The sequence below is a fragment of the Lacrimispora struthionigena genome (assembly GCF_048627165.1).
Classification (GTDB): domain Bacteria; phylum Bacillota; class Clostridia; order Lachnospirales; family Lachnospiraceae; genus Lacrimispora.
The window spans coordinates 1,854,302-1,866,459 of the sequence record NZ_JBMBWP010000001.1 but is presented as its reverse complement, the minus strand read 5'-3'; the positions used below and the strand labels follow the sequence as shown (position 1 = coordinate 1,866,459).

The following is a 12,158-nucleotide window of genomic DNA, read 5'->3' as shown; positions in this document are numbered from 1 at the left end:
GTGTGTTGCAGTAAAGCATTAAAGGCGAACCTTACTGCCTTTTCCATCTCTTTTGCCTATCTTTAAACGGTTTAAATGCACTTCTTTTTCTTTGTATTGTATCACCGGTTCATCTCCAAGGAGATAGACAGCTTCCAGACTCTCACCTGGCGACAGCTTAATTCCTCTTACTCCTCTGGCATTCTTTTTCATCTCCGGAATCTCATCAGAGGCAAAACGCAGAAATACCCCGGAAGAAGTCTGAAGAACTACATCCGTCTGTCCCCCATATGGCAATGCACAAATTACCATATCATCATCCACCAGTCTGGTTGCAGCCACAGTACGGTTATTGGTTTCAAATTCCTCACCTGGAACCATCTTAATCAAAGCCTGCCTGGTAGCAAACAAAAATTTATTCCCTTTTAATCCGCCTGCATGAGATAAATAAATGATCTCTTCCTTGGTCCCGTCATATTTACTTAAATTGTCAACGGGAGTCCCCTTATCACGAAGCTTTCCACCTGGAATATCCAATACTTTTATCTGATGTAAATTTCCAGTATTAGTAAAAATACAGATTTTGTCCGTATTCAGACAGTTTACCACAAAAGGATTCTCGGTTTCAATGGTTTCTTTATTTCTGTCATAAGTATTTTTATCCAGTATCTTACAATAACCAAATCTGTCCATTACAAAGGTAACTTCTGAAACAGTAACAGCTGCTTCATCATATACGGCTTCCTTTCCGTCTTCAATCAGAGTCTTTCTCGGGGTACCGTATTCTGCCTTAATATAATCCAGATCCTTTTTAATGACCTCATCCATATTCTTTCTGCTGGAAAGTATTTTCTCATACTCTTTAATCTTTGCCAGTGTTTCTTTGAATTCTTTTTCCAGCTGAAGAATCTCCAGTCCGATCAGCTTATATAACCGCATCTCGAGAATCGCACTTGCCTGCTTTTCAGTAAAGCACAGTTTTTTTGCATCTTCTTCAAAGCCCTTGACCCGGAAAGAAATATTTGAGATATCACCTGTCATCAGACAGTTTTTTGCATCCTTTAGATTCTTCGATCCTCTTAAAACTGCTATAATTAAGTCAATAATATCGCAGGCCTTTATAAGACCTTCTTTTATTTCTTTCTTTTCCAGTTCTTTATCCAGAAGAACCTGATATTTTCTGGTTGCATTTTTGTACTGGAAGTCCAGATAATTTTTTAAGATACCTTTTAAATTCAGTATTTCCGGGCGTCCTTCCGCTATTGCAAGCATATTGACGCCATAGGTATCTTCCAATTTTGTCTTTTTATAAAGAATGTTTCGGATTTTTTCCACATCCGCATCTTTACGAAGCTCTAAGACGATACGGATTCCTTCCTTGTTGGACTGATTGGAAATATCGATTACATCTGTAAGCTTTTTATTTTCTACCAGATCAGCAATATCTATAAGGAATTTATTGATTCCGGCTCCAACCATGGTATATGGAATCTCGGTAATAATCAGCTTGTCCTTATCGGCCTTTCGCTTGCCAAGCTCTACTTCGATTTTTCCCCGAAGCTTTATTTTACCCATTCCAGTTTCATAGATCGAGGGAAGATCGCTTTTGTTAGCAATAATTCCACCTGTAGGAAAATCAGGACCCGGCAGATATTCCATTAGTTCCCTTACAGAAATATCAGGATTATCTATATATGCCTGAACCGCGTCCACCACTTCCCCCAGATTATGTGGGGGAATGCTGGTACTCATGCCGACTGCAATTCCTTCCGCACCATTAATCAGCAGATTGGGAACTCGAACCGGAAGAACCTCCGGTTCTTTTTCCGTCTCATCGTAGTTGGGAATGAATTCTACGGTTTTATCCAGATCTTTCAAATAAACCTCTTCGGCAAACTTTTCCAGTCTTGCTTCGGTGTATCGCATGGCCGCTGCCCCGTCACCCTCAATGGAACCGAAGTTACCGTGCCCGTTTACCAGGGGAACACCTTTTTTAAACACCTGGGACATTACAACCAGAGTATCATAGATGGAACTGTCACCATGGGGATGATATTTACCCATGGTATCGCCCACGATTCGTGCTGATTTTCTGTGTGGTTTATCATGATTTAAATGCAGTTCGCTCATATCGTAAAGTACGCGGCGCTGCACCGGCTTTAATCCGTCTCTCGCATCCGGGATAGCTCGTGCTGTAATGACACTCATGGAGTAGTTCATATAGCTTTTCTGCATTTCCTCGGAATACTCTGTCTTAATAATTTTTTCTGCCATATTCCTTCTCCTTACGCATCGATCTCCGCTTCATCCGCATGCTCATAAATAAACTGTCTTCTGGGAAGTACATCGCTTCCCATAAGCATTTCCGTTATTTCTGAGGCCATCCGTGCATCTTCAATTTCAACCTGCTTTAATACACGCCGTTCCGGATCCAGGGTTGTTTCCCAAAGCTGTTCTGCATCCATTTCTCCAAGACCTTTATAACGCTGAAGGGTAAATTCGCCGGTATGTGTTCTTCTGTAACGTTCCAGCTCTTTTTCATCGTAGAGATACTGTTCTTCTCCCCGTTTTGGAATCACTTTAAACAGTGGCGGCATAGCGATATAAACATGACCATCGTAAATTAATTCAGGCATAAACCGGTATAAAAATGTTAACAGCAGCGTATCAATGTGACTGCCATCTACATCGGCATCGGTCATAAGAATAATTTTATCATAACGAAGCTTTGTAATATCAAAATCATTGCCGTAACCTTCAGAAAAGCCACACCCGAAGGTGTTAATCATTGTTTTAATTTCAGCGTTGGCCAATACCTTATCGATGGAAGCCTTTTCCACATTTAAAATTTTACCCCGAATGGGCAATATGGCCTGGTACTGCCGGTTTCTGGCCGTCTTGGCAGAGCCGCCGGCCGAATCTCCCTCGACAATAAATATTTCACATCTGGAAGCATCCCTGCTTTCACAGTTTGCCAGCTTACCGTTGCTGTCAAAAGAAAATCTTGACTTGCTGAGCATATTGGTTTTGGCCTTTTCTTCTGCTTTGCGGATCTTAGCTGACTTTTCCGCACAGTTGATAACGGATTTAAGCACTTCTAAGTTCCGGTCAAAATATCTCTGCAGCTCATCGCCTGCCACAGTAAAAACTGCCTTTGTGGCGTCTGCGCTGGCAAGCTTTGTTTTCGTCTGTCCCTCAAAGATGGGATCGGGATGCTTGACTGCAATCACTGCAGTCAGACCGTTTCTCGTGTCAGCTCCTGTAAAATTCGTATCCTTTTCTTTTAATATACCGAGTTCTCTGGCATAACTGTTAATCAACTGGGTAAAACGGGTTTTAAAACCGGCTAAATGGGTTCCGCCCTCCTGGGTGAATATGTTGTTACAGAAACCAAGTATATTTTCTTCAAAGGTATCAACAAACTGTATGGCTGCTTCCACTTCCACTTTATCAACAATACCCTTAAAATAAATCGGGTCATGGACAGCTTCTTTTCCAGCGTTTAATTCCTTTACGTAAGCAACGATTCCTTCCGGCTCATAAAATTCCACCTTTTCCTGTTCTCCTGCTCTTTTGTTAGTATAAGAGATATGAAGATTGGGATTTAAGTATGCCGTTTCGTGAAGACGGCTTTTCAGCCATTCCGCTTTGAAACGTATCTTTTCAAATATAGTCTCATCAGGAAGGAAATTGATTTCCGTTCCAGTCTCTCTGGTTTTTCCCAACGTAGGAAGCAGGCCATCCACCAGCTCCACCGTTGGTATGCCCCGCTCGTATTTGTCATAATGAATCTGACCATCTTTATATACTTTGACACTCATGTAATCAGACAAGGCATTTACCACGGAAGAACCTACACCATGAAGTCCTCCACTGGTTTTGTATGCATCGTTGTCAAACTTACCGCCTGCATGAAGGGTAGATAAAACCACTCGTTCCGCTGAAACACCTTTTTTGTGCATCTCAACCGGAATACCACGTCCAGAGTCTTTGACTGTACAGGACCCATCGGCCTCCAGTGTCACCCAGATCTGATTACAGAAACCTGCCAGGTGCTCGTCCACTGCGTTATCAACAATTTCATAAATCAGATGATTCAGTCCCTTTGTCCCAACACTTCCTATATACATTCCCGGACGTTTCCGTACCGCCTCAAGGCCTTCCAGCACGGTAATACTGTCCGCGTTATACTGCGTTTTCGCCATGTTACTCCTCCACATCTTGTATTATCAAATCCCATTATACAATGGTTTTTCCATTTTTGGCAAGTTTATGGGGGATTTTTTACCAATTTTCAGAAAAACCTATTGTAATAATAAAGTCTATTGTGGTATAATACGGAATGTGTCAAACAACAGCATGCAGATATAGTTCATTGGTAGAACATCAGCTTCCCAAGCTGAGGAGGCGGGTCCGATTCCCGTTATCTGCTTAAAACCTTTTATTTACAAGGAAAAAGAGGACTTCTGGAATGATCTGGATTGCCCTCTTTTTTTCTGTTTGACACCACTTTGACACCACTTTGATTTTTTTACAGTATATTTTCTATTTTTTTCATCTCCTCCGCCTTTATATCTGGCAGTACATGTGAGTACAAATCTGCAGTCATAGCCAGACTGCTATGCCCTAATATTACCTGCATAACCTTTAACGGGATTCCTTGCTCTAATCCCCTTGTCGCAAATGTGTGACGTAAGGTATGAGGTGTCACCGGGTCAAACTCTGTCCCTTCTTTCCTTATTGCATTGACTATCTTCTTCATATCCACCCGGATTCCAGTATCCCAAAAGGCTCCACCGTCTTCGTAAGTTAAGATCATGTTTTTCAGGTTATCTTCTTCTTTCCATTTATCGCCCAATTTCAACCGATTTTCAAGCTGCCTATGCCTGAGTTTTTTCAGAAGTTCTTCTATATTATTAAGCATTGGTATATCCCTCCGACTGCTCTCAGTCTTTGGGCTATCCTTATACCGGCCTGATCCGTCACGAAGATAGACCAGAGGGGCTATACTATTATTTTATTCAAACAACTTAGACACAGATTTTGAAATATATAATCACCCATATTTGTCTTACGATAATATGTTTTTAGATTATTGCTTAAAAAACAATAATGTAAGGGAGTTCTTTACAAATTACACTAATTATTTTGAGCTACAAAATAAATTCAGGCAAGCTACTGAGATATGTTTAACCGATAATGCTACAAAGATGCTGGGATTATCACCGTTAGATAAATTTTATTGCTATGAGATTTTGAACAACACTCCCTTGCATGTCCCTTTAAAAACTTCTCTTGTTTTCTTACAAGACTACAAATATGATTAAGGTCCCCAGAGAAGTTAGTTGCCTTTGTAAAGGTTGCCTTTGTAAAGGAACGTGGCGGAGGCAGAATGGTGCTTGGAACTGAATGTAATTGTGCACACGATTTTCTATTTTATGAGTTTTTCAAGTTAATGGAAAACAATATAAATCTTTCTATATGTCAAAATTGTGGTCGATTTTTTTAAGCAAAGGGGAAATACAAAACCATCTATTGTGAAAGAATTGCTCCGGGAGATACAAAAACATGTAAGGAAGTGGGGGCAAAAAGACTAAGAAATGAAAAAGAAGCTTCCAATCCTATATTGAATGAATATAGAAAGGCTTACAAAAGAATGTATGCCCGTGTTTTAAATCATAATATGTCCAAAAATGATTTTCGTTTATGGACATATGAAGCATCTACACAACGTGATTCTTTTTATGCAAAATATAATTCCGAACCATCAGAAAACCTACTTAGGGAATTTAAAAATTTCCTAGGTAATAAATAGATTAATTCAAATATCGCCGCACATCGATTCAGCTCAATACAACACCACCTTTCTTTGCATTTAATAAATTAAAAGCGTAGGAACAGGAGAATCCAAAACTTGAATATCCTATTCCTACGCCTTGATATGGCTTCCAGGCTGCGATCTGGGGTGCTCGTTCATATTTTGTTGACTTATAGATATTATACCAGAAGGGGATGGGGTATGTAAGCGGAAAGCCCTGTTTTATGGGGTTTAACAGCATTTTAATAGTCTATTATTGTAACTGTTCTCATAGCTTGCCTAAGATAAATCCATTGCTTATTCACTAGTTTCTATCTTCTAAAATATCCTCAATACAGAAAAGAATATAATCATCTATGTTCTTGTATTCACTGGGTATAGCTAAATAGCAACCTACTACACAGAAAATAAATAATAATATGTAACCTATAATTGCTCTATTATATTGATTTAAATCAAAGTTAGAAATAATCCCTAAATATATAGCTATACAACTTAAGATTATTGGCATTACAGTATTTATCCCTAATTTTGTTTTAGTTTCTTTCTCAACTTTTAACTTTAATCTTATAGGCTGTAGTTCGCTTTTATGCTCTTGAAATAAAAATTTTAGAGTATCATACTTCACCTGCTCGTTGTCCCAATATACTTTACACACTTCACGAGCAACATAAAGAAATTTCCAATTACTAATTCTATAATCTTTTATGCAACAATACATTGGAGTACCTACTAAAAGTAAAAGAAATATACCTGCAAATATAAGTCCTAAAATATTTTGTCCTTCTCCACTAAGCCACAAAGCTATACTACATAATACGAAATAGAATCGTGTCAAAATTATTACTCTTTTATTGTACTGTTGCTTAATATCATCTAATACTTTTTTCATTCAAACCTCCAACAATTTTCTACAATCATATACCATAATTGCCCGAAAGGAAAGCACCTAGTTTCCCAGGTGCTCCCTCTCACTCCTTTACTTTAATATATGCCTTTTTAAACTAACCTTCCTGGTTCTTGTAATCTTTACTGATAAATCACTATTTTATATCCTTACATCTCGAAGTAACAGTTTAAATTGATATACTTCATTCCAAGTCCGCCTTTAAGAATGAACTTATTCTCAATATATATGTAATGAAAGATAACTAGATATCCCCAAAATCCTATTAATAGAACAAGATAAATTATAATAAAGGTAAAGAGGACCTCCTTAATATTCTGGATTGTCCTCTTTTTTGTTTCTATTGTCCATTTCTGGAATATTAGAAAAGGCTGCTTACAATTCATGTAAAAGGTACGTAATTTTGATTAGATTAATACCCCAATTCCTCATCCACAAAGATAATTTCACACTTCATACTCAATGGTACACGTTCGATTACCGATATAATACGGCAAATCCGGTTAGGACTGTTACAATCATAACATTTATCTCCCTTAACCGCACATGGTGTTTTTGCTCCCAATCGTTTGGCATTCAAGGGGGCAGCTATATTTTTACACCGGGAATAAGCTTCACCAATATTCGCTGTAATTTTATTTCTGCCTATAATGATATAGCAGGATTGTGGTCCAAAAGCAGTCATTGCAACACGATTTCCTGTAGCGTCGATATTTACAATCTCCCCAGTCTCCGTTATTGCGTTTGCACTGGATATATAAATATCTGCGCAATTTGCAAGTCTTCGCACTGCCATGCCTGGAACCTTATTGTGCCATACAACAGCATTTTTCTGTTGCAGGGCCTCAAACAATCCCATTTCCTTCAAAGTTTCACTTCCACCAAATCCGATGGTTTGATTTTGCAAAAGATCGGTAAGGTAACAACAGGCATCTTCCTTTGTAGAAAAAAACTGTGTTGTAAATCCATGCCGCTCAAAGTTCTTTCTTATCTGCGAATATTCCATAGACACATCTCCGTTTTAAATACATTTCTTATCTGTTTGTATATAGAAACAGGATACCATCAAACCTGCAAACTATCAACATTAACATTCTATGTACTCTAATAAGTTAATCTTTCTTCTGCGGGAAATTTCTGTTCCCTTAACAACTTTCTTAGTATATCACTATCAATATCACCAAGGTCAATTCCTCCTGCTTTTATACCCAGCGCCGCAGCCGTACCTGCTGCCTGCCCGGTAGCAAAACAGGCACTCATAATACGTATGGAGGACATCATGATACGATCCGCACTGATAATCCGTCCTGCAACAGCTAAATTTTTAAGCCCTTGAGGGATTAAACAGCGGTATGGAATCCCATAGAATTCGCCATTCTTATACTTGGAAGTCTGATATAGTTTTTCATTCTTTCCGCTTTTTTCAGGCAGTGCTGCATGAATGTCAATTGGGTAGGAATAATAAGCAATTGCATCCGGAAAATCGGCTCTGTTTAAATAATCCTCTTTTGTCAATGTATAGCCGCCTTTTATTCTTCTTGATTCCCGTATCCCAAGGCCGGGGCCACTGGAAGCCAGCACACATTTCTCCATCCCTGGGACGTATTCTCTAAAAAACGTTATGAGCTCTGGTAAGTTTCTTCTGGCTTCCATTTCAGCCTGGCTTATGTTCCATGGATCTAAAGGCTTTAAATCATATACATGACCGAAATTTAATCCTGCTATACCATCTGCCTGTAAAGCCATCCCCCCTACCTTGGTCTCATTGAATGGAAAACGCCCATCTTTTTTTGCTTTTTCCGATGCAACCGAAAGATTTCCGTTTTCCCCTTCTTTTTCCACGTAGTCCATAAACCGATTCACATCGATGTTTGCAACACGGAAACAAAGTGTCCCTGATTGTACCCTGCCGTCCTCATCTCCATATTCCCACATCGCTCCTGCCATCGCTGCCAAATCCCCATCTCCGGTACAGTCGATAAAGTAGTCAGCCTCAATCCATTTAAATCCCCCTTTGTTGTAGACTCTGACTGCTTCGATTTTACCATCTTTATATCTGACTTCTGTGACTGTTGTGTGGAACAGCACATCACAGCCGCTGTTCATTACCAGATTATCCATGACTCGTTTTAAATGCTCCGGATCGATGGGATACCAGTCTATTCCTTCTATGCGGTCTGGCTTCCGGTCATAAAAGGGACTTTCATATCCATCTTTTTTTAGCGCCTCTAAAATTTCCCGTCCAATTCCTCCAATTAAATCCTGCTCCCCATTTGTAAAAGGACCAAATGCAGGTACACCGGCTATGGTTGCCATACCTCCGAAATAGGCTTCCTGTTCAATTATCAATGTATTACAGCCATTTCTGGAAGCTGCTACAGCCGCTGCCACGCCTGCTGGACCTCCACCTGCCACGATTACATCATATTGCTCTTTCATGCTGCAAAACTCCTTTTCCTCTTCCAGTTAATTGGTCTGCCAGATTTGCCCCCATACGGATATGTCCGTTGTCAGAAGGGTGAAGCAGATCCGTACTCAAATATGTGAAATCCTTTAATATCTCTTCCCCTTTCACCAGATGAAATCTGTGATCTCCCACTGTTAATGCCGCCTGTCTTACTATTTCCTTAAAGCTGCGGTAATGCCGGTAATAAGCGGAGTCCTGATCCAGTGCCATAAGGCCTTTGTTGGGAAACATATCAATCACAAAAATATCTCTGGCCCGGCTTTTCTTTAATGTCTCCAGAAGATATTCCACACGCTTGCAGGTTTCTTCCTCATCAAAAAACAGTACCATATTCACACCAATTTCCAGAGAAAGAACATCCACAGAAAGTTCTGCCAGATAGTCAGCCACTTCCCGTTCACATAAACAGGAGCCAGAAAGGCCTTTGTTCATCACATCCCAGCCCGCTGTCACCGCCGCCTGGTTTATGTAACTGTTGGAATAAAGGTTCGTCACACTTCCGCATGTAATGGATGATCCGTAAGCTGCCCATAAAACAGCCGGTTTTTCTTCCTTATTGGGCGGCCTTAGGGTGTTATCATAAGTGTCAATATAATGAAAATAGATGGCTCCATTCATTCCAAACTGAATCCGCCAGATCCATGGGGCAAATTGTTTTCCAGTCAGCATATTTTTATTTACAATCTCATAAACAGGAGATTCTTCCACATGTAGTACGGTGCAGACTCCTGCCTTTAGCACTTCTTTTTTATGGAGTAAGTCCCCTTTATAAATGAGCACATCAATATCCTGCTCCACCGCTGTCAGTGCGACATCAAAGTATTTGGACTCCGTTACAAACCTAAGTTCACAACCATGGGCCCTGTCAGCCCTAAATCTTGCGTTCCTGTTTTCCGCCACTCCCAGGCTTCGGCTTAAATCACGGGGAAAGCGGCAAAGTTTCTTTCCGCCCATTCCTTCCACGTCTTCCAAATGATCCACATTATGGAACTCGATGCCATAATCAATCATATTCTTAACTTCCTTTCTCTTCCGCCTGCCTCCTTTACATGAATCATCATAATTCCGTCTGATGCTTCAAATGATACTGCGTCCACTTTACAGGCTCCGTCGCTGCTGGTAATCACATGAGCAAACATTGCCTCTCCTCCAAAAGAGCGCTCTATCCTGTAGTTAATATCCGATACCGAAGGATTATCCGGCCCCTTTGCGCTAAATACAGTCTGACCAAATCCATAGCCAAATATATGAGTTGTCACTTCCCCATCCTGATAAGCAGTTACGATGGAACCGTCTGCAATTGTCTCTTGAACGGAATGAAGATGCTTAAATGGCTTCTTTACAGAAAAACCTTCTGCTGGCCGGCCGTTAAACGTTAACAGGTTCTCTCCCGAAACATGGATAACCCAGTCAATTGCTAAATCAGGATCTGCTCCTGTTATCAGAAAAACCTCTGCAAAATAATCATCTGTCCAGGCAATTTTTCTTGTCATTTTAACAGATCTGTAATGTTTTTCCTTCCACTGTACAATGGTAAAGCTATCGGGCATGGTATAAGGAGCAGTCCAGTCTGCTTCTGCCTCTGCATAAATAACCCCTTCCAGTTCCTCATACCGCTTTAAGACTGCGTTTACCGGAGCCTGATTTTCTTCCCCAATCATCACGGTGTTGTGAGACCCTGTATTTTTATAATAATCGTAATGCAATAAGGCACCATATCCGGTAGTACCAAGATCGGGAGAGATCCGCTTTCCATAAGCCAGATAACTAATGTCCAGACGGTCGTAATGGTCGTGCTCCCCGCCGTAGCTGTCATGCTTAAACAGCAGATACCGCCCATTGGAACCTCTTAATATGGTATTTCCACTGAGTCCTTCATTTACATGATAATTCTTAGACAAATAACTGCATGGGGGCAGCTCATCCACACCATAGATAAAGGCTTCCATATTATCCCGTTTTTCATTTTTATATAATTGGTTTAAAATATATAAAAGTTTCTCCCCTCCCATCTCACGATAAGCAAACTCATAGAGATAGAGACTGGAAGATGTGTGTCCGTAGTTTGTATCATTTAACATTGGAATCCTAAATCCCGGCTCTAAATAATCCACTAACAACTCCATCATGGCCTTATAATTGGGATGGCTGATATGGCTGTGGGGAGTATGCAAAGCAAACTTTTCATATGCAAAAAAACTGGTTAACGCGTAAAAATGGTAACCAAAGGCCCCTTCAAACCACATATGATTGGGAAGCATTCCATGCTCCAGCTGATAAAGAAGGCCATACGGTTCATAAACGGCAAATTCAACATAGGAATCCATATGAAAAATCAGACCGATAATGGCTATGGCAGAATTAATAATTACCTCATGATTATGCAGCTGATTATGACGGTGCTCCATGAGAAATTCAGCACCTGGAAGCAGCATCCCATCCCGGATAAAAGTCTGCTCTGCCTTCGTCATTATATCGGATAAAAGATCATAGGTCATAGCAAAGCTTCTGAGAAAATTGGCCTCATCAAGAGTCTGGGCGCCTGATTTTCCAGGACCATTGTAAGGGATGTCTCCATGCACCTCGTAATCTTTATAGTATTTGGAATACTCTGCCATGATAGAGATTGCCTTTTTTGCATAAGACTCTTCTTTGGTAACCAGATATAAGAGTCCCATTTTAAATGCAGCAGTATAATTTCTGGAGTTTATGATTCCCCACCAGGTGCTGTCGTAAGGCTCCCCTGTAAATACCTGACCACAAGCCGGGCATTTATGGTAATGCCCATTCATTCTGTCAAATTCCAGCTGAACCGAACATTTGGGACAGTAATAATAGAGGAACCAGTTTGCTATTCCAGTTTTGGGAACAAGAACCGGCTCTGCCATTACCTCTCTTACTTCCTCTTTTAACTGACTGATTGCTTCAGGCCAAAGCTCCCCCTTTTTTTGAAGCTGCGTAATTTGTGCTTTTGTAAACTGTATCAT

The 12,158-nt window shown here is 40.3% G+C and carries 9 protein-coding genes and 1 tRNA gene; 2 read left to right on the top strand and 8 right to left on the bottom strand.

Annotated elements, in window-relative coordinates:
• Positions 1–18 precede the first annotated feature (18 nt).
• Both ACOAOT_RS08350 and ACOAOT_RS08345 read right to left on the bottom strand, forming a co-directional pair.
• Positions 19–2,253 (bottom strand): DNA gyrase/topoisomerase IV subunit A, encoded by a 2,235-nt coding sequence (locus ACOAOT_RS08350; protein ID WP_420216553.1) that lies wholly within the window; start codon positions 2,251–2,253, stop codon positions 19–21.
• 11 nt (positions 2,254–2,264) lie between these two features.
• Positions 2,265–4,184 (bottom strand): DNA gyrase/topoisomerase IV subunit B, encoded by a 1,920-nt coding sequence (locus ACOAOT_RS08345; protein ID WP_420216552.1) that lies wholly within the window; start codon positions 4,182–4,184, stop codon positions 2,265–2,267.
• A gap of 156 nt (positions 4,185–4,340) precedes the next feature.
• Here ACOAOT_RS08345 and ACOAOT_RS08340 point away from each other — a divergent pair.
• Positions 4,341–4,411: transfer RNA gene (locus ACOAOT_RS08340), tRNA-Gly, on the top strand.
• Positions 4,412–4,510: 99 nt separating this feature from the next.
• Here ACOAOT_RS08340 and ACOAOT_RS08335 read toward each other — a convergent pair.
• Positions 4,511–4,909 carry a tyrosine-type recombinase/integrase gene (locus ACOAOT_RS08335; protein WP_420216670.1) on the bottom strand — a complete coding sequence of 133 codons (399 nt, stop codon included), beginning with the start codon at positions 4,907–4,909 and terminating at the stop codon, positions 4,511–4,513.
• 600 nt (positions 4,910–5,509) lie between these two features.
• Here ACOAOT_RS08335 and ACOAOT_RS08330 point away from each other — a divergent pair.
• Positions 5,510–5,794 (top strand): DUF6076 domain-containing protein, encoded by a 285-nt coding sequence (locus tag ACOAOT_RS08330; protein WP_420216669.1) that lies wholly within the window; start codon positions 5,510–5,512, stop codon positions 5,792–5,794.
• 307 nt (positions 5,795–6,101) lie between these two features.
• Here the strand turns inward: ACOAOT_RS08330 and ACOAOT_RS08325 are convergent, their stop codons facing one another.
• The 5 genes from ACOAOT_RS08325 to ACOAOT_RS08305 form a co-directional block, all read right to left on the bottom strand.
• Entirely contained in the window at positions 6,102–6,689 is a 588-nt protein-coding gene (locus ACOAOT_RS08325; RefSeq protein ID WP_420216551.1) for a hypothetical protein, read from the bottom strand.
• 427 nt (positions 6,690–7,116) lie between these two features.
• Positions 7,117–7,710, bottom strand: a complete 594-nt coding sequence (locus ACOAOT_RS08320) for a lactate utilization protein (protein ID WP_277407480.1) — start codon at positions 7,708–7,710, stop codon at positions 7,117–7,119.
• Positions 7,711–7,808: 98 nt separating this feature from the next.
• A complete protein-coding gene (locus tag ACOAOT_RS08315) occupies positions 7,809–9,143 on the bottom strand; it encodes an FAD-dependent oxidoreductase (RefSeq protein ID WP_420216550.1) in 1,335 nt (444 codons plus the stop codon).
• Complete coding sequence (locus ACOAOT_RS08310; protein WP_420216549.1) at positions 9,127–10,182, bottom strand: SGNH/GDSL hydrolase family protein; 1,056 nt, start codon at positions 10,180–10,182, stop codon at positions 9,127–9,129. Before ACOAOT_RS08310 ends, ACOAOT_RS08315 begins: the two co-directional genes overlap by 17 nt.
• Positions 10,179–12,158, bottom strand: a complete 1,980-nt coding sequence (locus ACOAOT_RS08305) for a heparinase II/III domain-containing protein (RefSeq protein WP_420216548.1) — start codon at positions 12,156–12,158, stop codon at positions 10,179–10,181. Before ACOAOT_RS08305 ends, ACOAOT_RS08310 begins: the two co-directional genes overlap by 4 nt.